Annotated in this window: 16 protein-coding genes; 5 read left to right on the top strand and 11 right to left on the bottom strand. The window is 72.7% G+C overall.

Features of this window, described 5'->3' with window-relative positions; genetic code table 11:
* Positions 1–57: 57 nt before the first annotated feature.
* Complete coding sequence (locus ACSRUE_RS18145) at positions 58–1599, bottom strand: serine/threonine protein kinase (protein ID WP_441292083.1); 1542 nt, start codon at positions 1597–1599, stop codon at positions 58–60.
* Positions 1600–2591: 992 nt separating this feature from the next.
* Between ACSRUE_RS18145 and gndA the strand changes: the two genes are divergently transcribed.
* The gene (gene gndA / locus ACSRUE_RS18150; RefSeq protein ID WP_441292084.1) at positions 2592–4124 is read left to right on the top strand and encodes an NADP-dependent phosphogluconate dehydrogenase; all 1533 of its coding nucleotides are present in this window, start codon (positions 2592–2594) and stop codon (positions 4122–4124) included.
* A gap of 161 nt (positions 4125–4285) precedes the next feature.
* On the opposite strand, the gene ACSRUE_RS18155 is transcribed toward gndA, so the two are convergent.
* The 3 genes from ACSRUE_RS18155 to ACSRUE_RS18165 form a co-directional block, all read right to left on the bottom strand.
* The gene (locus tag ACSRUE_RS18155) at positions 4286–4774 is read right to left on the bottom strand and encodes a hypothetical protein (RefSeq protein WP_012238663.1); all 489 of its coding nucleotides are present in this window, start codon (positions 4772–4774) and stop codon (positions 4286–4288) included.
* A gap of 376 nt (positions 4775–5150) precedes the next feature.
* Positions 5151–6293, bottom strand: a complete 1143-nt coding sequence (locus tag ACSRUE_RS18160; protein WP_437765442.1) for a hypothetical protein — start codon at positions 6291–6293, stop codon at positions 5151–5153.
* Positions 6294–6429: 136 nt separating this feature from the next.
* The gene (locus ACSRUE_RS18165; RefSeq protein WP_441292085.1) at positions 6430–7650 is read right to left on the bottom strand and encodes a hypothetical protein; all 1221 of its coding nucleotides are present in this window, start codon (positions 7648–7650) and stop codon (positions 6430–6432) included.
* A 126-nt stretch (positions 7651–7776) separates the two neighbouring features.
* Here ACSRUE_RS18165 and ACSRUE_RS18170 point away from each other — a divergent pair, with 126 nt between their 5' ends.
* Positions 7777–8439, top strand: coding sequence for a hypothetical protein (locus ACSRUE_RS18170; protein ID WP_437765444.1), 663 nt, complete (start codon positions 7777–7779; stop codon positions 8437–8439).
* 181 nt (positions 8440–8620) lie between these two features.
* Here the strand turns inward: ACSRUE_RS18170 and ACSRUE_RS18175 are convergent, their stop codons facing one another.
* Complete coding sequence (locus tag ACSRUE_RS18175; RefSeq protein ID WP_437765445.1) at positions 8621–9235, bottom strand: hypothetical protein; 615 nt, start codon at positions 9233–9235, stop codon at positions 8621–8623.
* Positions 9236–9334: 99 nt separating this feature from the next.
* Positions 9335–11836: a M1 family aminopeptidase gene (locus ACSRUE_RS18180; RefSeq protein ID WP_441292086.1), complete on the bottom strand. Its 2502-nt coding sequence runs from the start codon at positions 11834–11836 to the stop codon at positions 9335–9337.
* 525 nt (positions 11837–12361) lie between these two features.
* Here ACSRUE_RS18180 and ACSRUE_RS18185 point away from each other — a divergent pair.
* On the top strand, positions 12362–13624 hold the full coding sequence (locus ACSRUE_RS18185; RefSeq protein WP_441292087.1) for a hypothetical protein: 1263 nt from the start codon (positions 12362–12364) through the stop codon (positions 13622–13624).
* A gap of 20 nt (positions 13625–13644) precedes the next feature.
* Positions 13645–15111, top strand: coding sequence for an OmpA family protein (locus ACSRUE_RS18190; RefSeq protein ID WP_441292088.1), 1467 nt, complete (start codon positions 13645–13647; stop codon positions 15109–15111).
* Positions 15112–15220: 109 nt separating this feature from the next.
* Here ACSRUE_RS18190 and ACSRUE_RS18195 read toward each other — a convergent pair whose 3' ends face one another.
* The 5 genes from ACSRUE_RS18195 to ACSRUE_RS18215 all read right to left on the bottom strand — a co-directional run bounded on the left by ACSRUE_RS18195 (position 15221) and on the right by ACSRUE_RS18215 (position 21866).
* Positions 15221–16246 (bottom strand): hypothetical protein, encoded by a 1026-nt coding sequence (locus ACSRUE_RS18195; RefSeq protein ID WP_441292089.1) that lies wholly within the window; start codon positions 16244–16246, stop codon positions 15221–15223.
* Positions 16224–17744, bottom strand: coding sequence for a protein kinase domain-containing protein (locus ACSRUE_RS18200; RefSeq protein WP_441292090.1), 1521 nt, complete (start codon positions 17742–17744; stop codon positions 16224–16226). The genes ACSRUE_RS18195 and ACSRUE_RS18200 overlap by 23 nt, the downstream gene beginning before the upstream one ends.
* A gap of 111 nt (positions 17745–17855) precedes the next feature.
* Positions 17856–18893, bottom strand: a complete 1038-nt coding sequence (locus ACSRUE_RS18205; protein WP_441292091.1) for a TOMM precursor leader peptide-binding protein — start codon at positions 18891–18893, stop codon at positions 17856–17858.
* A gap of 31 nt (positions 18894–18924) precedes the next feature.
* Positions 18925–19698 carry a SagB/ThcOx family dehydrogenase gene (locus ACSRUE_RS18210; protein ID WP_441292092.1) on the bottom strand — a complete coding sequence of 258 codons (774 nt, stop codon included), beginning with the start codon at positions 19696–19698 and terminating at the stop codon, positions 18925–18927.
* A gap of 11 nt (positions 19699–19709) precedes the next feature.
* Positions 19710–21866: a TOMM precursor leader peptide-binding protein gene (locus tag ACSRUE_RS18215; RefSeq protein WP_441292093.1), complete on the bottom strand. Its 2157-nt coding sequence runs from the start codon at positions 21864–21866 to the stop codon at positions 19710–19712.
* 1045 nt (positions 21867–22911) lie between these two features.
* Here ACSRUE_RS18215 and ACSRUE_RS18220 point away from each other — a divergent pair.
* Positions 22912–24846 (top strand): amidohydrolase family protein, encoded by a 1935-nt coding sequence (locus ACSRUE_RS18220; protein ID WP_441292094.1) that lies wholly within the window; start codon positions 22912–22914, stop codon positions 24844–24846.
* The last annotated feature ends 5 nt before the right edge of the window (positions 24847–24851 follow it).

The following is a 24851-nucleotide window of genomic DNA, read 5'->3' on the forward strand; positions in this document are numbered from 1 at the left end:
GAGATACCTCCTTTGGGACCGCCCCAGGCAAAAAATCAGCGCGTTGTGGGGCCGCGCTCAGTCTGCCCCGTAGAGCGACTCCCGGGGCTTCGCCGTGTTCGCTGCGGGCGAGGCGGTCGGCGCGCTCTTGCGCCAGCCGCCGGACGGCGGCGCCGGGGTGCGCGGCGCCGGGGTGCGCGACGCCGGCGAGGCCTTTGCGTTCGCCAACACCTCGGGATCGATGGCCAGGCCGCCGTCCGCGGGCGGCGCGGCGGCGGAGCTCGCTGCCGCCGCGAGGTCGGTCGAGCTGGGCGTGCCGGCCGCCTCGGGGCGGGCGGCGCCCGGGGCGGCCTCGGGCGGCGTGGAAGGGGGCGCGGTGGGCGGCGTGGACGGCGGCGTGGTGGGCGGCGTGGACGGCGGCGCGACGGCCGCCGCCTGTGTCGCCTGCGTCGCCTGCGCGTGCTCGGTGTGGCCGGGGGCCGGGGAGTTGCCCTTGCTGAACGCGGCGAGAGCGATGGCGCTGCCGCCGACCAGGGCGATGGCCGCGACGACGAGCGCGGATCGGCTCCGCGGCCCCGCGGTGGTGCCGGCGCCGGTGCCGACCCGGGTCTCCACACCCGTGCTGGACGACTGGGCGGCCACCGGCATCGACGACCCGGGCCCCTGGCCGACATGGCTGAACCGCGGGAACGGCGTTTCCGGCGCGAGCAGGCGCGAGGACCTGACCGTCATCGGGGCGATGTCGAAGACCTCGGCGAGCGCCTCCACCGTGGACGAAGCGGTCGGGAAGCGCGCCCCGGGCTCGCGCGCCGTCGCCTTCGCGAACCACGCGTCGAAGCCCGGGGGCAGCTTCACCCCCTCCTTCTCCGCGCGCACGGACGGGGGCTCCTGCGGGCCGTGCATCGCGATCACCGCGAACGCCAGCGAGTTACTGTACTCGCGCATGTCGTTCAGCCAGTAGGCCTTGCCGACGAGGGTCGTGTACGCGATCATGCCGAGCGCGAAGAGGTCGACCGCCCGCGTGATCGTCTCGCCGCTGAACTGCTCGGGCGCCATGTAGAGCGGCGTCCCGAGAGCGGCGGTGTTCGCCCCTTCGATCGCGGTCTCGGCGACCAGCTTGGCGATGCCGAAGTCAAGCACCTTGATCCGGATCTCGTCGTCGTCGTCGCTCGCCGCGAGGAAGAGGTTCGCGGGCTTCAGATCGCGGTGGACCACGCCGGCCGCGTGCGTTTTGTCCAGGGCGTGCGCGGTCTGGCGCAGGTAGGCGATGGCGTTCTCCGGCGGCAGGCGGCCGCCGCGGCGGATGCGCTTGCTGAGCTCCTCACCGCGGAGCAGCTCCATCACGAGGAACGGCATGCCGGTGTCCAGGTCGATCCCGGCGTCGAACACCTCGACGATGTGCTCGGTCGCTATGCGCGCGGCGATGCGCGCCTCCAGCTTGAACCGCGCGTGGAACTCGGGGTTCTCGGCGAGGTGCGGGTGCATGACCTTGAGCGCCCGCCGCCGATCCGTCTCGACGTGGACGACCTCGTAGACCGCCCCCATCGCACCCGTCGCGATGCTGCGCACGACGCGGTACCTACCTGCGAACAGCATCCCCTCGTGGAAGTTCAGCGACATAGTCTCACCCGCGTCGAACGAGGTTACACCACCTGGTCGGACGACCGCACTCGTTAACTTGCAGACCTTACAAACTTGTAGGCCGTAAGACTCCCCACATCGGCATTCCGATGTAGGGCGCGTTCGTTCGATCTGCGCGTACCAGGTAACAGGTAAGCGCTCTGCGCTGATCGTCGCCGCTCGCGCGAGGCCTCGATCGTCGTTGCTCGTCGTTGCTCGTCGTTGCTCGTCCGCGCGAGAAGATCCCGTGATTCCGTGGCTTACGGGGCGCTGCCGCGGTGATGTGGCGCCCGTCCGTTCTGATCGTTTTTCACGACAGACACATCGACATCGTCAGATGCACGGGCGGAGCGTGGGCGCCGCCTGTCCCGTCAGAGCACGAGCACCGCCAGCCGCCGGGGCCCGTGGAACACGTCGAACCCGCCGAGTTCGAGCGTGCGACCGAACGTGCAGATCGTCTCGTCTCCGCGTCTGGCCGCGCGGATACTTGATAGGATATCCTGACCGATCGCCTCGCGTCGCCTCGCGTCACAGGACAGCTCGGTGAGCAGGCGGAGCCGGCCGAGGCACGAAGTCAAGCGGAGCCGGAGCCCCACCGACACATTGCCGGAGAGCGCGATCCTCGTCGCCTCGTCGACCTCGCGCGGGCGCTCGCCGCCGGAGGAGCCCGCGCTCGCGCGCTGGCGCCACGGCGGCCCTGTCGCCGGGCTCGTCCCGCGCCACCCGCCGGGCCTGCTTCACGACGTGCGGCGCCGCGGCGAGCGCGGGCTCCTCCGGCGGCGAGCGCCCGCGCGTCGCGTGCGGACTAGACGCCGCGCCGCCGGCCTGCTCAGAATGCGCGCCCGTGGCTCCCAGCCGACCCAGCGAGATCGACGGCGCGCGGGCCTGCGGCCTGCGATCCGCGGCTCGCGGCTTGCTGATACGCCGTCCTGGCCGCGCAGCACGGCGGTCGCTGGCGGCGAAAGAGCCACGTGTGAAGGAGAAGAACCGGGATGAATGATGCCACATCCAGCTGCGACATCGGCATGATCGGGCTGGCCGTCATGGGCGAGAACGTCGCGCTCAACATGGCCGACCACGGGTTCAAGGTGGCCGTGTACAACCGCACGGTGCAGGTCGCGAAGGACTTCGTCGCGAGGAACCCGGGCACGCCCGGCGGCCTGGTCTACTGCGAGACGCTGAAGGACTTCGTCCGCGCGCTGAAGAAGCCGCGCAAGGCGGTGATCCTGGTCAAGGCCGGTCCGCCGGTGGACATGGTGGTCAAGCAGCTCATCGAGGCGGGCGTCGAGCCGGACGATATCGTCGTCGATCTGGGCAACTCGCTCTGGACCGACACCATCCGCCGGGAGCAGGAGTACGCGAAGCAGTGCAAGTTCTTCGGCTCGGGCGTCTCCGGCGGCGAGGTGGGGGCGCGCTTCGGCCCCTCGCTGATGCCCGGCGGCGATCCCGCGTCCTGGCAGCATCTGGAGCCGATCTGGCGTGCGATCGCCGCGAAGGTCGATCCGGCGACCGGCAAGCCGATCGAGGGCGCGTCCCCCGGCAAGCCGGTGGAGGGCGGGGTCCCCTGCACGGCGTACATCGGGCCGAACGGCGCGGGCCATTACGTGAAGATGGTCCACAACGGCATCGAGTACATCGACATGCAGCTCATCTGCGAGGCGTACACGCTCCTCGACGGGCTGCTCGGGATGTCGAAGGACGAGATGTCCCGGGTCTTCTCCGAGTGGAACAGCGGAGATCTCGACTCGTACCTCATCCAGATCACCGCCGATATCCTCCAGCAGAAGGACCCTGTCCAGAAGGACAAGCCGTTCGTCGATTTCGTCCTCGACACGGCGGGGCAGAAGGGCACGGGCAAGTGGACGAGCAGCAACGCGCTCGACATGGGCATCCCTGCGAACGCCATTGCGGAGGCGGTGTTTGCGCGTTGCCTCTCTGCGCTGAAGGACGAGCGCGTCGAGGCCTCGAAGCACCTCTCTGGCCCGACCCCGACCCCGATCGCGGACCGGCAGGGGACGATCACGGCGATCCGCGACGCGCTGTATTGCTCGAAGATCTGCGCCTACGCGCAGGGCTTCCAGCTCATGGCGGCGGCGCAGGCGGAGTACAAGTGGACGCTTGATTTCGGCACGATCGCGAGCATCTGGCGCGGCGGCTGCATCATCCGCGCCCGCTTCCTCCAGAAGATCACGGAGGCGTACACGCGCAATCCTGGCCTGACGAACCTGCTGCTCGATCCGTACTTCAACGATCAGATCAAGCAGGGGCAGGCGAACTGGCGCAAGGTGGTGTCGATCGCCGCGCAGAACGGCGTCTGGGCGCCCGCGTTCATGTCGGCCCTGTCGTATTACGACGGGTACCGTGCGGCCCACCTGCCCGCGAACCTCCTGCAGGCGCAGCGAGACTACTTCGGGGCGCACACCTACGAGCGCACGGATCAGCCGCGTGGGAAGTTCTTCCACCTCGACTGGCCGCACCCCTCCCGTCCGCAGCTGGACATCAAGGGCACCGGCGGCGGGCACTGACGCCCGGCGCGATTCCCGTCCTCAGGGCACGAAGCCCGTCTTCCTCCCCCCCATCCCCCTGTTCCCCGGTTTTCTTGGCGGCCTGGCGGTTCGCTTCCCCGGCCGACTTCCCGCAGTGGAGGTAGCGTCTCCTCGGGCCGGGCTCCCGCCGGGGCCACGCCTCAGGTGAGGCTGATCCGCGGCCGCAGGTTCTGCTCGCGCAGGAACGGCTCGATGTCGTCCACGATGTCGAGCTGCACCCCCGCCAGGCTCATCGCCGCCGCGATCGTCTGGATCCCCATGCGCCCGAGCTTGTTCATCTCCGGGGGCGGGCGGACGACGATGTGCTCGATCTTGTCGCGCACGTTGAGCCCCCACTGGGTCAGGATCACCCGCGCCTCGCTCTCGTACCGCACCATGAGCGCCATGTCGTAGATGAAGAACGCCCGCTCCCCCGGGCGCATGACGCCCACGAGCTTCTGGTACGCGTCGACCGAGATGAACCGCGCGATCTCACCGGTCGCCACCGTCTCCCGCAAGAGCTGAACGACCATGCCCGCCGGCTGCGTGATCCACACGCCGACACTCCCGGTGTCGTCGAGCAGGTGCGGCTGCCTGCGGAACGCGAGTCTGCGGTTCGACGGGAGCATCTCTCTAAAGACAATAGCCATTCCGGCTACCGGGGCCCGCCCGCGACGACCGGAAGCGCCCCACCCGCCCGACCGGTCCGGTCGAGCGGAAGCGCGCTGTTGTTTCACACATCACCGGACGAGCTCCTCCCATGGGGTCAACGCTGCGTCATGGTGGTCGCAAAAAACGGATTCGGCCAGAAATGTGTGATCCTGCCGCCTCGGACCACCCCCAGGGGCGCCATGCAGCCAGGCGGACGCGGGCCTGGCCGCGCTCGACCGGCCCCGCGAGGGCAGGCCCTGGCGAAGATCCCCGGGCATCGCTGTGCTCCCGCCTGGCCGGGCAGCTCGCGCGCCCGGAGGCCCGGCGCCTCCCGCGCGGCCCAGCGAGCGGCGAGGGGAAGCGGCGCGCGGGCGCTCAGGCGAACAGCGCGGCGCAGGCCGACCCGATGAGGTTGACGTGCTCGAGCCGGGCGAGCCGGGGCTCGACCCGGGAGCCGACGAGGGCGCGCAGCGTCTCCTGCACCCGCGGCGCATAGAGGGGATCGCCCCAGAAGAGGCTGCCCTCCGCGAGGATGCCGACCCCAGGAGGGCTGTCGAGCACGTCGGTGACGGCCGCGAGCCCCGCCGCCACGAGGTCGGCCGAGCGCTGGAGCAGGTCGCCGGCGACCCGCCGCGCCTCGTCGGCGCCCTCGTCGCGGAGCCGCACGAGATCCGCGGAGCTCGTCAGCGGGGCATGGTCCGGACAGAGCCGCCCGAAGAGCCGGGGCAGGTAGGCCCCGGACACCGCCTTCTCGAACCGCTGCGCGCCGGGGTTCTCGGAGCCCGCGTCGAGCTCCGCGTCGAACGGCTGGAGGTGCGGAGGGTTGAAGTTCCCGTTCTCGAGGTTGACCGCCATCGGCGCGACGAAGTGACCCGTCTTGAGCTTCGGGATCCGGCCGGCGGGGAGGAACGTGGCCATGTTGGTCCCCGTCCCCACGATGAGCCCGATGAACGCCGCGGGCTGCGACCCGCCGTGCGCGAAGGCACCCCCGAGCAGGCTCGCCACCGTGTCGTTCAGCACCCGGACCGGACCGGGCCGGAGCCTCCGCGCGCCGAGCGCCCGGCCGAGCCGCTCGCCCACGCTGGTGCCCTCGACCCCGGCGACCTGGACGCCCTTGGTCCAGCGGAGCAGCCGCGCGTCGAGCGACGGCAGCGTCTCCGACGGGTACGAGAAGCAGTACCCCACCGGCAAGCCGTGCACGGCGCCCAGGCGCTCGACCAGCTCCGCCTGCACGTCGAAGAAGGCGTCGCCCGCGATCTCCGGCCCGCCCGGGAACTTCGCAGGCACGGGCCCGGCGACGATGCGCGACGCGCCGCCCGGCAAGAGCTCCACGATGGCGGCGCGCAGGTTCGTGCCGCCCGCGTCGACCACCACGGCGCGGCCCATCATCCCTCCCGGCGGCGGCGCGAGATAGGCAGGGAGCGCGGCGATCTCGGTGCCGGGCGTGGAGAGGCCGAAGACGATGCGCGCCGCGAGCGTGCGGCGGATGTCCTGGAGCTCGGTGAGCGAGAGCTTCATCGGCGGAATGCTTACCCTCAGGCCCCTGAGAAGGAAATAACTTTGCAAGTGGCGCAAGTGAGGCTGAGCGTGCTTGGCGTCGGCCTCGCCCGGACGGCAAGGGGCCAGCGCCTCGCTGCCGCGATTGCGCTGTGCGTCACCTGGCGGAGGTCGCTGGAGAGCGGTTGTCGTCCACACCGAAGACGACGGGATAGACCACCGTGGCAACGCTCTTGCGGTCTGCGGCGGAAGGGAATCGGAGGCCGCGGAAGACGTCGAGCACACAGCCGACGACCTTGGCGTCGCGGAGCGGGGGAGCAGGCGACGACGGCGGCGTCGCGCCGGGCGAGGGCAGCGCGATGAGGAGCGGCGCGTCCTCGGGCGGGCGGTCGGCGTCACCCGCGTAGGTGACCTTCCCTTCGCCATCGACGACGAGGTGTACGGGCAGGCGCCCTCGGAGCTTGGGGTTCAGGCGAAGGCCCTTTTCAAAGCAAGCGCGCATCTCGCCGAAGCGCTCCTGGACGACGCTCCGCACGACGTGAGGCGGGATGTGGGCTTTGCCCTTGATCGGGTCATAGGGGTTGCTCTTGCAACGGGCGGCAATGCCCCTCACGGCCTTGGCGTCCTGGTCGAGCTCCCTCTCCAGGCCGGCGCGGGCGAGACCGGCCTTCTTGCGGTCGTGAGCGCCGAGCGACGCCTGGAGCTTGCGGGCCGCGGCGCCCGTCCGGGCGAAGCTCTCCCGGATGTCCTTGGCGCCCTGGGCGAGCTCCGGATCGGAGGCCTGGACGGCGGCCGCGCGGGCCCAGAGGTCGAGCCGATCCGCGATCCTCCCGAGCACGTCGGGCGGCGTGTTCAGGTCGGATTGCCGGAGCACCTCGATCATCCTCGAGGCCTTCTGGACCTCCGGGCCGAGCGCCTTGCAGTCGGCCTCGATCGAGCGCACGGCGCCGCCTTTCCCGGGGAGGGGGATGGGGGTGGGGTGGGAGATCGGGGTGGGGTGGGAGATCGGGGTGGGGCGGGAGATCGGGGTGGGGCGGGAGATCGGGGCGCGCTCCTTCACGGGCGGGCGGTTGTTCCCGGCGGAGCTGGCAGGCGCGCTCGCCTTGTCGGACAGCGGGATCGGGGCGCGCGGCTTGGGGGCCTCGGGCGCGGTGTCGCGGGCGCGCGTGCTCCTGGGCGGGCGCAGGGCGGCGCGCTCCTTCTCCTCGGGCGAGCGCAGGGCGGCGCGCGCCTCGCGGGTCGGGCCCTCCGGGACGGCGCTCGGGGCAGCGAACCCGGCGTGCGTGGGGTCGGCGCCGGCGGCCGGCTCTCTCCGCGGCGCAGCCCCGCAGCCCAGCAGGGCATGAACTCCGACGAGGACGAGCCACGCGCTTCGCATCCGTTCCTCCGAGGTGCGTCCGACGTGCGAGCCGCCGTTTTGATACAGTACACCGGTCCGAACATCGCTTGCAGGCGAAACAGCGGGGCCTCCCAGGAGGTGGACAGGCAGCGCAGGGAGTGCGACGTGAACAAGCGCGAGAAGAACGGCCGCGGGGGCGGGAAGGACGAGCACGGCAAGGGCGGGGGCGAGCTCGCGGAAGCGGCGTGCGCGCTCGAGCGCGAGCTCGTCCGCTTCGAGGAGCTCGCGGAGTCGGCGCGGCGGCTCTCCCTCGACACACGCAAGGGGATCGAGCGCGCGGCGAAGTCGACGACCGAGGCGGCCGAGGCGCAGCAGCGCGTGAGCATGGCGCTCGGGTCGCTCATCGCGGCGATCGCGGCGGCGCGGGATCGCCATGAGGCGACCGCGACGGCGCTCGCGGCGCGCGGCGAGGAGATCAAGCGGCGGGCGGAGCAGCTCGGGGAGCTGTTCCAGCGCTTCGCGGCGCTCGGGGAGGAGGGGCGGAGCATCAACCAGCTGGTGCAGGAGACCGCGGCGCGCCAGCGGGAGGCGACGACGCCGGAGCAGATCCACGAGGTGGTGGCAGCGATGGACGAGGTGGAGGGGCGCATGGGGCGCCTCGCCGACGAGGCGCGCGCCCTCGCCCAGGCGGCGACGGCCGCGGGGATCGTCGACCTCGCCGAGCAGGCGGACGGGATGCGGCAACAGGTGACCGCGATGCGGAACAAGGTAGGGCTCCTGCGAAAGGGGATGCTGGCGCGGCTGGGCGGGGGGACCCAGCCAAACTAGCGGGGCACAGCGCTACTGCGGGAAGCCGGAGGGGGAAGCGAGCCGCCAAGGGCGCCAAGGGCGCCAAGAAACCAGGGAAATGAGAGGAAAAGATGCCGGGACGGCACTTCTTCTTCTCCCTTGGCGTCCTCGGCGTCTTGGCGGTTGTTCTGCCGCTCCGGGGCAACTTCCCGCAGTCGTGCTAGGCGGACGGCGAGCGGCAGAGCGTGAAGTAATGGTCGAGCGAACGCTCGCCCTTGAACGCCGCGCCGATGGACACGTCCTTCGAGACCCGACGCATGAAATCACGGGTTCCATTGTAGACGAAGAACTGGATTCCTTTGCTGTTGGGCACGACCCGGGGCCAGCCGTCAGGTACGGGGCCGTCAGGGACCTGGAAGTAGTCGATCACGATGGCGCCACGCTCCTGCCACGCAGGATTGCCGGCCGTCGGGACCGCGACGAAGAAGCCCGGGCCAATCCAGGGACGCGTGAGCCCCTCGTTGTAACCGAAGAGCCGCGCGCTTCCGTCCTCGGGCAAGGCAAAACGCTTCTCGAAGAAGCGGAATGTGGACGGGAGAGGAAGGCTGTTCCTGCCCTCGTGACGAACCGCCACGCGGGGCGGTGTGCCGTCCGGGACGAAGAAGTCGAGCGTGAGCGGGGGGGCGTGGCTCGCGGCGGCATAGAGCGCCCGCTGATCCGCGCGCGTCGTGGTCGACAGGGCGCTGCGGCGCTCCTCGTGCGTCAGGCCATCGAGGTGCTCGGCGATGCGAGCAATCGGGGCGTTCTGGCGAAGAAGTTGGACGAGCTCCGACATGGGGAGCGGAGCATAGCAGCGTTCGGTTGCCGCGGAGAGGGCCGGCCTCGCCATGGAGCGAGGCCGGCGGGGGAGATGTGATGTCGTGGCGAGCGAGCGTCAGAGGCAATGGACCGGAGAGCGCAGCAGCTCGGCGGTGGTGTCCGCCACGTCGGCGCCCTCGATCCCCGCGGCGAAGCGGTGGAATGCCTGCCCGTCACCCCTCGTCAACGCGAACGCCGCGCAGACGGCGGCGGGGTGGGCCGAGCGGGCCGCGGGCGAGCGGAGCACCCGGGCGAGGCCGTCCAGCGCTCCCTGGTTGCCGGCCGCCGTGGGCGCGGCGGAGGCCACCACGGCGCGGAGATCCGCGGCGAGGACATCGGAGACGTCGGTCGCGCCGAGAACGCCGGCGAAGAAGGCGCGGAAGGCCGAGAGGGCAGCCGGGTCGAGCCCGTCCACGTACGTCGCGAGGTGCCGGATCGCGAGCACGCGCGCGCGCACCGAGCTCGCCATCCGCGCGACCCTGCCCCACGTGCGGAGCGCCGCCTCGGGCGGCAGCCTGAACTTGGACAGGTACTGGAGCCGCACGTCGGAGACGCCGCCCGAGGCGAGCCCGGCCTCGAGCGCGGACCAGTCCTCGGCGAACAGCGCTTCGGGGGACACGACGGCGCTGCACGACGCGTAGCTTCCGACGTAGTCGAGGCCGTAGCTGTAAGGCGCTCCAGCGAGGAGGCCGGTGAGCACGCTCGACCACGCGCCGCGGACGCCGGCGTCGAGGCCCGGCGCGCACGCGACGTCGCACGCCGCGGCGAGCGATACCGCCCGGGCCGCCTCGCCGTCGAGGCCCTCGACGAACGCCTCGAACTCCTCGGGCGCGAGCCCCTCGGGCAGGCCGCCCTGGAGCGCGGCGAGCTGGTGGGCGCCGCCCACGTCGAGGAAGCGCGAGACGCCCTCGGGGTCCGCGGGGACGCGGCGCGGGGCGAGCGTCGCGGCGTAGGCCTCGAGATCGCGGTCGGTGCTCAGGAAGGCCCACTCGGGGTGGCGGTCCTGGGGATCGACGACGAGGAGCTCGCCCGGGCGCGCGGGCGCGACCTCGACGCGCTCGCCGGGCGCGAGCGTCTGCACGCGGGCCGGGCCGTCGCCGGCCACCCACGCGAGCTCCAGGGGCGCGACGAGGGCGCCCTCCGGGTCGTGCACCGTCACGAACGCCCCGCCGGAGGGCGCGGGGTCGACCGTGAGCCACGGGAGCGCCCTGGCCACGACCGCGCGCCGCGCGCGCGCAGCCGCCTCCGGGCCGAGCGCCGGCGCGAAGGCGTCGAGGAAATCGTCCGTGCCGATGGTCCCGAACCGGCGCTCCTCGAGCACCCCGCGGAGCGCCGACCAGAACGCCTCCTCGCCGGCGAGGCTGCGGATCTGGGTGAGCAGCCACGCGGCGCGGCCGTAGGGGCCGCTCGTGTACTTCTCGCCCGGCGCGAGCGACGGATCGCGGACGGCGTCGCCGTCCCGGGGGTCGAGCTCGTCGCCGTTCAGCGTCCCCGCACCGCTCTCGTCCGTGTAGACGCGGGCGCCCTCCTGCTCGAGCAACGTCGCCATGCCCTCCTTGATCCAGAGGTCGTCCCAGGTCTCCACCGTCACGAGGTCGCCGAACCACTGGTGCGAGAGCTCGTGCGTCGTGAGCAAAAGATCCGAGGCGAGCGCGGGCTGCGTGCTCCGCTCCTCGCGCTGGAAGCTGATGCTCGCGTGCTCGATCCCGCCCACGGAGAAGTCCGGCAGGAGCACGAGCGCGTACTTCTCGAAGGGGTACGGCACGAGCAGCTCCTCGAAGCGGCCGATGGCGCGCGCGAGCTCGTCCACCATCCTTCCGTGATCGCCCGGCAGCCCGCGGCGATGCCAGACCGCGATGGGGAGATCGCCCTTCGTCCCGCGCTCGACCTCGAAGTCGCCGATCGCGAACGCCATGAGGTAGGGCGGCAGCGAGTAGGCGGTCTCGTACCGGACGATGTGGCCCGACGCCCCGAGATCCTCGTCGCCGACGAGATCGCCGTTGGCGATCAGCGTCTCGCCGCCGTCGACGCGCATGGCGATCGAGAAGATGGCCCGGTCCGAGGGCGCGTTGTGGCACGGCATCCACCGCGACGCGCCGAGCGGCTCCGACACCGTGTAGACGGCGCGCACGGCGACCGGATCGCCGATGCGCGCGGGCACCGCGCGGAGGGCGTCGCCGGAGAGCGCCTCGTAGTCGATCTCGAGCGCGATCGGCGCGCCGCTCATCGCCTCGGGCTCGCTCGAGAGGTCGATCGCGAGCGCCTGGCGCTGCGGATCGAGCGCGTGCGGGAGCGCCCCGCCGCCCTTCCGCCGGACCTCCTTCACCTCGGCGACCGCGCTGTCGAGGACCACCGTCCTCGGGCCGTCTCCGGTGAGCGACAGCGTGAGGCCCAGCGTCGCCACGAGGCGGCTCCGCTCCCAGTCGAACTCGCCCCGGAGGTCGTAACGCTCGACGTCGAACGCGCTCCCCTCGAGCGGCGCGGGGCCCTCGTCCGAGCACGCGGCGGCGAGCGACCCAAGCAGCAGGCAAGCCACGCGGAGCGCTCCGGGGCGGTGTTTCTGGAGTGTGCAGTGCATCGCGGTTCCTTCGATCGGAAGAGGGATTCGTCTCGCGAGGCCAGGCACCAGCGCTCGGACCCCCGAGCCCACGGCGGCACAGCGACGCGTAACTGACCGCGGGACAGTTACAGAACCAGGGCGCGTGGCCAAGCCAGGTGATCGCGCCGGAGGCCCCGGCGCGCCGCTCGGCGACGAAAAGAAGGGATGATCGGTCGCCCGCGTCACGGTCGCTCGGCGCTCCGGGGCGCCGCGCGCGGAGGCCGCGCCTCCGGCGCGCGCGATCGCCCTCCAGCGTGCTCTCCGCGCTTCGCTCGCGTGCGGGGAGTGAGGAGGAGGAGAGGAGCGATGATCAGCTGGCCAATCGGCACGGAGCGTGAGCGCATCGACATCGCATCGACGGTGAGCGCTTCTCCGGCTTCCCGCTCGCGCGCGAACGAAGGTGTGGATGCATGGTATTGCAGGCGCGCACCCTTGCGCACTCTGGGCGCGAATCGCCTTTCATTTGTAAGGGTTGCGGCGACCTGTGCGAGGATGCTCCCCGCCATGGCACAACACAAAGATGGGTGCGCGCGGGGGCGCTCGTGGGTCGCGCCGCTGGCTGTGGGCGCGGCGCTCGGCGTCGCGCTCCTTCCGAGGAGCTCGTCCGCTCAGACGTGGACGGGCGGGCGGATGACGCCGGTGCTCGACGAGATCGTCGCGATCGACAGGACCGGGGAGCCGCGGTGGCCTTACGGCGACGAGGACGTCGCGGGCGACGGCGAGGCCTTCGACGCGCCGGAGCGATCGATCGACTTTCGCTCCGCGTACGCGGTCGCCGCCGCCGGGCGGTTCTGGGTGCGCGGGTATGTGTCGGAGACGGCGGCGATCAGCCGGGAGGCGACGCTCTTCGTGTTCATCGACACCGACAGGAACCGGCAGACCGGCGGCACCGCCGCGACGGCGGGGATCGACGACCGGTTCACGGACGATCGGTCGCCGGGCGGCTACGAGGTCGTGCTCGGCGTGAAGGGTGACGGCACGCTCGTGCGGGTCTGGTCCTTCGCTGGGGCGTCGGGGCGGTACGAGCCCGTCGACGTGACGGACGCGCAGGTCGCGACCGAGGCAGGGACGGACATGGATCCCCTGCTGATCAACGACGCGACGCGGGGGTACGCGCAGGCATCCATCGCGCTCGACGTCGTGGGCGTCGGCGTGGCGTGCGAGGCGAACCTGTACTTCCGGTCGGTGAACGACGCGGCGGCGCTCGGGCCGGGCGATCTCGACATCGGCATCTCCGCGCCGTGCGTGGCCGGCGACGCGGACGGCGACCGCGTGCCCGACGTGATCGTCCCGCCCTCCGGCTGCGCGCGCGACGCGGACTGCGCCGGCAGGGGCATCTGCGTGGACGGCGACTGCATCCTGCCGGTGTCGTGCGTCGACGATGTCGACTGCGACGCGGACGAGGACTGCTCCGCGGACCACCGGTGCGTCCCCACGCCCGGGGACACCTGCTCGTCGAACGCCCAGTGCGGCGACCTCGCGTGTGTCAGCGGGCAGTGCGGCCCGTGCTCGCCGGGCTCGTCCGAGTGCGGCGCGGACCTGCGCTGCGCGCCGACCGGGCGCTGCGTCGACGGCGGGGCGTCGAGCGGGGCGGGCGGCCCGGGCGAACCGGAGCTCGCGCCGGGGGAGGCGGTCCAGGGCGGCGCCTGCGCCTGCGCGGCGGGGCCGGCGCCGTACGGAGGGGGAGCCCTGTCGCTGCTCGCCGCCGGCGGGCTCGCGCTCCGGTTGCGGAGGCGCCCGCGCCGCGGGCCCGGAGCCGGCCGATGAAGCCGATGAAGAGGAGAACCATGCGCGCACCGATCCTCGCCGCCATCACCTGCGCTGCCTGCGCGGTCCTCGCCGCCGCGACGCCCGCGTCGGCGCAGAGCACGGACATCGACGTCGAGCGCTTCAAGCCGGCCGTCACCCACGACGCCTTCGTCGTCACGGAGGGCTCCGGCGTCCGTGAGCCCGGCGATCCATGGGCGTTCGGGCTGTTCCTGAACTACGCGCGCAACCCGCTGATCGTCGCGACGGGCGACGGCGAGGTGCGGAGCCAGATCGTGAGCGGCCGCCTGGGCGCCGATCTCATGGCGTCGGTCACGATCGCCGAGCCGTTCGCGCTCGGCCTCGACATCCCGTTCTTCCTCGCGCAGTCGGGCGAGGGCTCTCCGTCGTTCGCGGGCCTCGGCGACATCCGGCTCGTGCCGAAGCTGCGCCTGCTCGACGACCGCGACTCCATCGGCCTCGGCCTCGTGGCCGAGCTGCGCGTCCCGACGCACACCGGCGATTTCGCGGGCGGCGCGCGCAACGTCGTGTTCTGGCCGCGCATCGTGCTCGATCACCGGTTCGCGCCCGGCCTCAGGTTCGGCGTCAACGCGGGCGTCGCGATCCGCGAGGGGACGACGTACGCGAACGTCGAGGCGGGGAGCGAGCTGACGTACGCCGCGGCGCTCGGCTACCGCTTCGGCGGCATCGACGGGAAGGTCGAGATCGGCGCCGAGGCGAACGGCGGCATCGGCATCGCCGCGGACGACCTGAACGAGGAGGAGACGCCCCTCGAGGCGCTCGGCTACGTGAAGATCAACCCGAGCGAGCAGTGGGAGATCACCGCGGGCCCGGGGATCGGCGCGCTGGCCGGCTACGGCGTGCCGATCTTTCGCGTGTTCGCGGGCGTGAAGTACACGCCGACCTCGCACGACAGGGACCACGACGGCGTCGACGACGAGCGCGACCAGTGCCCCGACGTCCCGGAAGATCGCGACGGCGATTACGACAGCGACGGCTGCCCCGAGGAGGACGCCGACGACGATCAGGACGGCGTGCCGAACGCGGACGACGAGTGCCCGGACGAGAAGGAGACGATCAACGGCGTCGAGGACGACGACGGCTGCCCCGACAAGGGCGAGCCGCGGGTCGCGTACGAGCAGGGTGAGTTCGTGATACGGGACACCATCCGCTTCCGGACCGGCTCGGCCGAGCTCGAGCAGGACTCGTACAGGACCCTGGACCAGGTGGCGCTCGTCATGAAGGCGAACCCCGAGATCGAGCGGCTGCGGGTGGAGGGGCACACCGACGAGACCGGCACGCCCGAGCTGAACCAGGAGCTGAGCGAGCAGCGCGCCGAGACGGTCCGGAAGTACCTGATCCGGAAGGGCGTCAGCCCGGGCCGGCTCACGGCCGAGGGCTTCGGGTCGGACAGGCCGGTGGCCGAGGGCACCGACCCGGCGAGCCTGGCGAAGAACCGCCGCGTGGAGTTCGTGATCGACGAGTGAGGCGCGCTCGCCCCGGAGCGGCGCGTCGCGCCCTCCCGGGCACGGCGGCTGGCCCGCAGCGGGGCCGGCCGCCGCCGCGGCGCGCCGCGGCGCCGGGCGCGGCCGGGGGTCAGAAGCGGCCGTGGATCGCCAGCCCGCCGCCGGTCGTGCCGACGGCCGGCGCGACCACGATCCGCGCCGCCGCGGGCTCCGTGTCGCCGAGCGACGTCACGAACAGCGCGACGCCGGCCGCGAGCCCGACCCCGCCGACGATGAAGCCGGCGGTGGACAGCTTCGCGGCGCTCTTGGCGTCCTCGACCAGCGCCACGCCGCGGGCGTCGCAGAGCGTCTCGGTCCGGCAGTGCTCGTCCTGCGCCCGGTTCCACCGCGAGCTGGCGAGGAGCCCGAAGATCGAGCCGGTCACGACGCCGGCGACGCCGACGCCGCCTGCCACGAAGGCGAGGGTGCGGCGGGTGCCCGCGCCGCCGTCTCCGTCACCGCCAGCGGCCGGCCAGCGCGGCGCAGCGAGCGGACCGGGCGGCGGGGTCGCCGCGGTCGCCGCGGGGGCGTCCTCGAGCGGCGGGACCTCCACGGTGACGACCTGGCCGGGGCCGGCGGTCTGCGCCTCGACCGAGAACGGCTTCTTGCCGGGCGCGGTCGCCTCGACGCGGTGCTTGCCCGGATCGACGGGGAGCGGCGCGCCCCACGCGCCGGCGTCGAGGACCGCGCCGTTGCGCCTCACGACGAGGCCGTCCGCCGGCGTGGTCACCGTGACCGCGAGGCGCTCGAGCTTCTGCTCCAGATCGGCCGCGCGGCGGGTCGCCTTGGCCTCGCGGTCCGCCTGGCCGGCCCGGCTCGCCATGTCCGCGGCCTCGCGGAACGCCGCCCAGGCGCTCGCGGTGCGGCCGAGCCGCTCGAGGCAGTCCGCCAGGTTCCACTGGGTGCCATAGCCCGGGTCCAGCCGCTGGCTCGCCGCGAACTTGGGGCACGCCTCGGCGAGCTTGCCCTGCGCGACGAGATCGCGCCCCTCGCGGAAGAGCGCCTCGGCCGCGGCCGCCTGGTCCGCGGACGGCTCCGCGCGGGCGACCCCCGCGGAGAGCGACAGGAGCGCGGCGACACACCACGCGACGCGGCTATTTCCTCGATGTCTCGTCATCGTCATTCCTCGGGGGCCTCTGGGACGGTGGCCTCGGCGCGGGCGGCCTCGGCGCGGGCGGTCGAGCGACGGCGCTCGCCGGCGCCGACGCGGCGGCGCGCGCGGTCGTCGCAGCAGAGGGCAGCGCGGCGGGCGCCGACGAGGCCGCGGCCGGCGGATCCACCGGCGTGTCGGCGCGCGGCGGCTCGGCGCTGGCGGACGGCGTCGGCCTGGCCTCGACGCCGGCGGACGGAGGCGGCGGCTCGGCCTCGGCGCGCGCAGGCGGCGCCGGCTCGGCCGAGGGCGCGGGCGCGGCCGGCGGCGCGCTGCGCACCGCGAGGTAGACGCCCGCCCCGCCCGCGAGCGCGGCGGCCAGCACGCCGCCGGCGATCAGGGCGACGGGGGGGCGCGACGCCGGACGCTCGGGGCCGCTCGACAGCCGGACGCTCGTGGCGGGCGCCGTGCCCGACAGCGCATACGGTCCGGATTGCCCGCCCGGCGGGCGCCCCGCGGCCTCGAATGGCGCGGCCGACGCGCGCGGCGGGGTCAGCGCGGCGCCGAACGGCGCGCTCGAGGCGTGCGGGGGGGCCGAGATGGCGCCGAACGACGCGCGCGACGCGCGCGTGGCGGCGTCGAGCGGCACGAGCATCGCCTCGACGATCGCCTCGCCGCCCGGCAGGAACGCGCGCAGCGCGGCCGCGAGCTCGCTGGCGCTCGCGGTGCGGCCCGCCGGATCGATCACCAGCGCCCGGTGCACCACGCGGGCGACCTCCGGCGGCACCCAGGGCGCGATCTCCTGGATCCAGCGCACCGGGGTCGTGCAGATGCTCAGGACGAGCTCTCCGAGGCCGGTCAGGTGCTCGTTGGGCCGATGCCCCGAGAGGGCGTGGTACAGGCTGATGCCGAGCGACCAGATGTCCGAGCGCGCGTCGATGGCGCCGCTGCCGCGCGCCTGCTCGGGCGACATGTAGAGGGGAGAGCCGAGGAGCGCGCCGCTCTTCGTCATCCCGCCGTTGCCGAGGCTGTTGTCCGTCACCTTGGCGACGCCGAAGTCGAGCACCTTGACCACGCGCTGGCCGCCCTGCTTCCTCGCGAGGAACAGGTTTGCCGGCTTGATGTCGCGGTGGACGATGCCGGCCTCGTGCGCGCGCTCGAGCCCCAGGCACGCCTGCAGCCCGATGCGGAGCGCGAGATCGACAGGGAGCGGGCCGAGCCGCTCGATGAGGGCCTGCACGTCCTCGCCCTCGAGGAACTCCATCGCGATGTACGGCGCGCCGGTCTCGCGGTCGCGCCCGGTGTCGAACACCTGCGCGATGTGCTCGGACTCGACCGCGCCGACCGCGCGCGCCTCGCGCTGGAAGCGGCGGACGAGCTCGTCGTCCGCGGCCTGGCCGAGGATGACCTTCACCGCGACGCGGCGGCCGGTGCCCGCGTGCCGGGCCTCGTAGACGGCGCCCATCCCGCCCTGGCCGAGGAGCCGGAGCATCGTGTAGCGGTCGTCGAGGGTTCGGCCGATCATGGCGCGAGGCCCGGGCCATGCGCGCCGGCGGCGGGCGCGTCGGCGATGCGGGAGGCGGCTGGAAGGGGAGGCCTCTTCACGGCCGCAGGCTAGAGCAGCTCCAGCCCCGCGTCATCCCTCGCCGCAAACCTTGCACCAGGGCAACCGCACGAGCGTGTGGTGCGATGTCTCGAGCGTCGCGAGGTCCTGGATCAGGAGCCTGCCCCCGAGCCTGGAGGGCGTGTACGCCGAGAGCACCTTGAGGACCTCCATCGCCACGAGGTGGCCGAGCAGCTGGCCCATCGTGCCGGCGTGCGGCGCGGGCTCGGCCAGGGAGCGCGCCTCGGGCGAGGGGTTGAGCGCCTCGGTCGTCGCGCAGATCCGGCACGCCGTCTTCCCCGGGAAGACGAGGGGGCCGAGGACGGCCGTCGTCCCCGCGAGGTGCGAGAAGAGCGAGGCGATCCCTGCGCGATGGCCGAACCGCGCGACGCGCTCCAGGAGCTCCGCGTCGTCGCCGCGCACCGCCGCGACGAGGAGGTGAGGGCGCCCCTCCGGCGAGAGGAGGTCATCCCCCTCCAGCGCGGCGGAGGAGCTCTCGTCCACCCGGCAGAGCGGCGCGTGCTCGCGGATCAGCGCGGCCACGGCGCCGCGGCGGGGCGCGCCGAGCGCCGCCGACCCGCGCGCGCGGACCACCGCGACGTCGCGCGGGCCGACGGCGCCGCCGTCGATCAGGCGGAGCGCGGAGACGCCCGCCCCCGCGAGCGCCAGGGCGGCCGAGGCCCCCCAGGGCTCGAGGCCCACCACGAGCACGCGCGCGTTCGCGATCCGCTGCGCCGCCTGCTCCGGGCCCGACGACCACTTGCGGAGGAACTCGCGCTGCCCGCGGAGGCGCTCGCCGTCGCCGGACGGCGCCTCCGCGGGCACCGGCTCGACCAGCCCGCGCGTCTCGAGCAGGTCGAGGAACGCCGTCACGCTCTGCCGCGAGTAGTCCGCGAGCGCCTCGACGAGCGCCTCCCTGTCGCGCGACCCGTCGAGCAGCGGCACCATCCGCTCGACGAACGCGCTCACGTCCAGGCCGGTGAGCTGGAAGGTGCCGAGATCGGAGCGGAGGATGACGCCCACGTCGGTGGGCGTGATGCTGGCCGAGCGGCTGAGTCGAATGCTGGTCATGGTGCTCTCCGACGCTTCTGGTTCAGGCACGCTAAGGCCCGCTCCGGACCCCGGCCGGCGCGGGCTGACCGACGCAGACGATGTACAGGGTGTCTTCCTCGGCCGGCAGCGCCAGGAAGGCCTTGAGCTCCTCGTCGTAAAATCCGCCGATCGCCACCGGGCCGAGGCCCATGGCCGTCGCGACGAGATAGAGGTTCTGGCCCAGGTGCCCGGCGTCCAGCCACAGGAAGCGATATCCGCGCTGGCCGTATTTCCACATCGTGCGGAACGGCACCGCCGTGATGATGACCACGACATTGGTGTTCAGGATCATGTCCTGACCCACCGTGAGATCCACGAGCGCGGCGTGCGCGAGGCCTTCCCGGCGGAGCTCGAGCTCGTGCGCACGGGGGTCGTAGTGGTACAGGCCGTCCGGGACCCCCTCGACGGCCTGCGTCGCGACATAGATCTCGAGCGGATACCGGCCGCCGGCCGAGGGCGCCGGGCGATCGCAGGTCCACGCCCCTTCGACGTTGCGCGTGCCACGGACGCCGTAGCTCGCGTGGAGGAGCCGCCCGAGCGCCTCGATGGACATCGGCCTGAGGGAGAATTCGCGCTGCGACCGCCGCTGCTCCATCACCGCGCCGAGCGGGGCGTCGATCGCGAAATCGCGCCCGGGCAGCGGCGTGCGCGCCGCGCCGACGTAGGTGCGGAAGTTGAGCGGCTGGAGATCCCCGTCGAACGGCGGCTCCAGCGGTCGCGACCTCACGTGGGAGGACTGGAGATGATAGAGCCGCGCAATGTCCGCCTCTTTGCTCCTTGCCATGGTGTCCTCTCTCAGGCCATCGGGTGAGGGTCAGGGTTGATGCCGTGGGGGGTCATCGAACGGAGACGCGGATTACCGAGCTGAGCGAGCTGGTGGCCGAAATGGATCTGCTGGAAATCGGGCCCGAGGGCCCGGGCGACACGGAACGGGGTCGCCGCGAGGTCGGGCGACGTCACGTCCACGATCGCGATGCGCAGCCCCGCGGCCTGCACGCGCCGGGTCAGCTCGGACAGCGACGCCTCCTCGGGCTCCTCGAGCTCCTCGAGCTCGGCGGCGGTGACCGTGCCCCCTTCGCGGAGGAAGGCGAAGGCCGCGGCGCGGCTCGCGGGGAGGTAGTAGATCGCGTGATCCTCGAGCGTGAGCACGTCCTCCGGACGCTCGGGGATGACGAGCGCCTCGCCCGTCATCAGGCGGAAGACGTAATTGCCTATCTGGCCTTGCTCCAGGATCGCTTTCCTGATCGCGTCGAGGGGGCTCAGGTGGGCGGAGATCGAGACCACCGCGCCGGGCCAGCGCTTGCCGTCGCCGTAACCCACGCACATCACCACGGGGACCGAGACGCCCGCGTCGAGGAGATACAGCTCGATCCGGGCGCCGCGCTCCTCGAGCTGCCGGGCGATCTCGTGCAGCTCGGGGTCGAGCGAGTCATCAGGCAAGATCCGCCGCCCGGGCCGGCGAGCGAGCCACGAGATCATGAAGGCGTCGCGCTCGATGAGCTCGAGCGCGGCCCCCATCGCCGCGCCCTCGAGCGTCGCGCCCGCCGCGAGCCCGTTCGAGGTCACCTGGCAGAAGTGCGCGTCGTGTCCTGCGCAGTAGCCGTAGTAGGTCGGGAGCGCCGGCACATACACGGGCGCGCCCGTGTCCATCCAGCGCCCGAGGGCCCAGTCGATGGGCGCGGCCGGATCGACCCGCGCGTAGCGGAACCCGGGCGTTGCGTACTGCTCTTCGCTGTAGAGACAGAGGCGCTCGGGAGCGATGAAGTCGCTCTTCATCCCGGCGACCGAGGAGCGAAGGAGCTCCTTTCGGTCGACGAGCTCGGCGGAGTAACGCTCGACGGCCTCACCGGTCGCCCTGATCAGGGCCTCGACGGCCGTGACGCCCTTCCCGGTGCCGACCTGCGGCTCGCTCGAGCGGTGGGCGTGCGGCGAGCCGTCGGTGTAGTCGCCGAGGAACGCGGTGGCCGTGATGCACGCTTCGGGGGCGAGCGCCGGGCTCGTCGCGTCCAGCGTGAGGCGGTGGACGATGCCCGCCCGTGCGTCGACGACGCCGGCGAGCATCCGCCGGAGCGCCGCGGGGTCGGGTGCGTCGCGTAGGTGGGCGCTCGATCCCCGACGTGCGCTTCCGGTGCGGAGGGCCTCGGCGGCGCCGCCGCAGACCCGGCACCAGGGCATCTGCAAGACGGTGTGGAGCGACGCCTCCGGGTCGACCAGGTTCTGGACGATGAAGCGGCCCGCGAGCCGCGACGCGGCGCGGTTCACCAGCAGATCGAGCGCCGCGAGCGCGACGGCGTGGCCCAGGAACGCCGGCATCGGCGCGAGGTAGGTGCGCGCGCGGCGCTCCGGGCGCGCGGCGAGGAGCGACGCGTGGAGCGCGTGATCCGCCTCTCCCTGCGTGCTCACCGCGAGCCTCCGCAGGCGGCAGCAGTCCCAGCACGCGGTCTCGCCCGGCACGACGGCCGGTCCGATCACCGCGTCGAGCCCCTCGAGGTGCGCGCTGAGCGACAGGACGGACGCCGCGTGGGCGAAGCGGGCGACGCCCTGAAGGACGAGCAGATCATCGCCGGAGACGCAGGCGAGGATCAGGTCCCAGCCGGTGTCCTCCTGGACGATCGGGCGATCCGCGGCGGCGAGCAGCGTCCCGGGCGTGATCGCGCAGCCGGGGGCGAGCCGCGACAGCGCCGTGGAGAGCGAGCGCGCTCGATCCTTTCCGAGATCCGCCTCGGCGAAGGGGCCGAGATCGTCGGCCGTGACCTCCCTGTCGTCGAGGACGTGGAGCGCGCCGACGCCCAGACACGCGAGCTCGGTGGCCGCGACGGCGCCCCACGGTTCGAGCCCGACGACGAGGACGCGTGATCGCGCGAGCTCCTCGCGCGCTTCCGCCGACGCAGGCGGGGCGGTCCCCTCTGGCGAGGGCGCGGTGATCGCTGAGCTGGGCAGTTGGGTGGCCACGCGAGATCTCCAGGAAAGCGCAGCGCGGCGGCACCTCGATGAGCGCCGTCCTGCACTTTCGGTAAAGAGGTTGAGTTCTGGTGCTCGGGGAGCGGCGCTCCGACAAGCAAAGGAGAGAAGAAGCTCGCAAGCTCACCACGACCGCGCGACGTCGCGCGGTCGTGGTGAGCCGGGGAAGACGGGAAGTTGCCTTTCTCGAACTCTCGCGCTCCTCGTCTCCCTCCAGAGCTCTATCGCTCGGCCTCGACGGCCTCAGGGCTAGCTACAGCGGCACCTGCACCCGCCGCACCTGCACCCGCCGCACCTGCACCCGCCGCAGCCGCAGCCGCCGCAGTGGCCGCAGCCGCCGCAGCCGCAGTGGTAGCTGGCCGGAGTCGCTGTTGCCATGTCGTCCAGCCTGGCCGACAAATCGTTGATGGCGTTGCGCAGCTCCTTCACGGTCACTTCCAGATCTTTCGGAGAATTGTTTTCGATTTTCGAATCACTCATCGCAGAGCCTCCCACGAGTAGGTGAGGCACGCAAAGGGTCTTCGTCAATACGGTGGCTCGTCGCCGGACGACGGAAGTTCGGTTGGACTCCCTATCATTCCAGGGCGCCCCGAACTGTGGACAGTGCGAGAGATGCCGTCGCCAAAGGGGTTGTCCGCGAGCTCCTTTCTCTCGCTCGCCCACACCGGCGGCTCTCCCGGGTGGCCAGGATCGCCGCCGGAGCAGCAGAGAAGGCCGGAACAACATCGGGAGCTCCTTCCTGCGCTCCCTCCGTGGGCTCGAACAGCGGCGCCTCCGAGATAGGCCTATTTGTCAAGCTCGACTGCGATCCGGCGCGGTCTCCCGCTCGGCCGGAGAGCCGAGGGGGCGTCGGGGACGGAGCGCCTCGCTCGCGCCGCTCTCCTCGGCGCGAACAATCCTGGATAACGCGGCACGCTGCGGGCGCGCGTGCACGGCTCTGTGCACGCCGCCTCATTCGATTGCTTTTCGTCGCTGCCTCCGGTACCCGGTCCGCCTCTTCTCGGGTGCCAGAGGCGCCCATCGATAATGGAGTGTCATGCGTCGTACTTCGCTCGGCTTGGCGATGGGTCGCCTCGCTTTGTGGTTCGTCGCCGCGTCAACGTGGCTCGTAGGCTGCGGCGTCGCGGAGAGCCCCTCGACGCCCAGCGCGACCGAGGTGGGGTGTGCGGGCTGCACCGTGCTGAAGGGAGGCATGGTGTTCGACGGCACGCGCGCGGCCAGGGCAACGGTGGTGATCGAGGGCGACAGGGTGAAGCAGGTCGTCTTCGGCGACGCCGAGCCCCGCGTCGAGGCCGGGAGCGGCGAGGTGGTGGACGTCGCTGGCAAGACGGTCCTCCCCGGGCTCATCGATCTCCACGTCCACTCGCTGAGCGTCGCCGGACCCTATGCTTATGATGACGGCGACCTCCACCTCGAGGACCACACGAAGGCGATGCTCCGGGCGGGCGTGACCTCGTACCTCGACCTCGGCTCATCCCAGCGCGTCATCTTCGAGCAGCGATCGCGCATCGACGCCGGCGACCTCCTCGCGCCGCAGCTCTTCGCCGCCGGGCCGCTGCTCACGCCGACCGGAGGGCACCCCTGCTATCAAGGCAGCCCGCCCGGCGACACCTGCGTCTTCATCGACTCGCCCGCCGACGTCGATGGGGCCTTCGAGGCGCTCCTCCCGAGGGCGCCTGATTTCATCAAGATCGTGCTCGAGGGGGGCGGATCGCTGCCGCTCCCGCGCCTGACGCGCCCGTCGGTGGCGGCGATCCAGGAGGCCGCCGCGGCCGCGGGCGTCCGGGTGATCGCCCACGCGACGGCGGCCTCGGACATCGAGGCCGCGCTCGACGGCGGCGTGACGCTCTTCGCGCACATCCCGGACGAGGACCGAATCTCACCAGAGCTCGCGCGGAGGATGGCCGCCGCCGGGGCCGCCGTCGTCCCCACGCTCGCGGTGGCGGATGGCCTCTACCGCACGGCCCACGGAGCGCTGACCGAGCTCGACGACCCCGCCCTCGTCGACGACGTGCCGGTCGGCGTGATCGCGGCCCTGCGCGATCCCTCCTTGCTCGCGGAGCTCAGGACGGCGCATTTCCTGGAGCTCGCGGAGCGGCGGCGCGACCAGGCGATCGCGAACTTCGTCACCTGCTACCAGGCCGGGGTCACGATCGCCGCCGGCACCGACGCCGGCAACCCGGGCGTCTTTCACGGGCTGAGCCTGCGCCGCGAGGTCGCGCTCCTCGTCGAGGCCGGGATGCCGCCCCTCGAGGCGCTCGCCGCCGCCACGCGCCGCGCCGCGGACGTGCTCGGGCGGCCCGATCTCGGGCGCCTCGAGCGAGGGGCGCTCGCGGACGTGCTCGTGGTCGACGGCGATCCGCTCGCCGACGTCCGCGCGCTCGAGCGCGTGTCGCGCGTCTACAAGTCGGGCGTCCTCCTCGATCGCGAGGCGCTCGCGTTGCCGCGCAAGACGAGCCTCGCGCGGGAGCCCAGGACGGGCGCCGGCCCCGGCGAGACGTGCCTCGCCGCGTCGGAGTGCGCGCCCGCGCAGTCGTGCAACCCGGCTCTGGTCTGCGCCGCGACCTGCAGCGCCGCCTCGGACTGCGCGCCGGGGAGCGCGTGTTTCGTCGATGGCGGCTCGTTCACGAGGGGGGCCTGCATCGACGGCGACGGCTGCGATCTCTTCGCGCAGGACTGCGACAACGGCGCCGCCTGCGTGTTCTGGGGCAACGGCTCGACGTCGTGCTGGAACGCGGGCGCGGGCTCGGACGGGCAGCCGTGCGACGCGTCGTTTGCGTGCGCGCCCGGCAGCATCTGCGACCCCTCGAACACCTGCAGAGCGCTCTGCGATCCGCGCGGTGAGCGCGCCGCGCCGTGCCCGGGCGGCGAGCGGTGCGCGGATCACACCGCGCTCGCAGGGCTCCCCGTGGGGACCTGCGAGCCGGCCGGGCGCCGCCGAGCGCGCGACGACGCCGGGCGCGCGCGATGACGCCG

The sequence above is a fragment of the Sorangium sp. KYC3313 genome, assembly GCF_052075895.1.
Classification (GTDB): domain Bacteria; phylum Myxococcota_A; class Polyangia; order Polyangiales; family Polyangiaceae; genus Sorangium; species Sorangium cellulosum_B.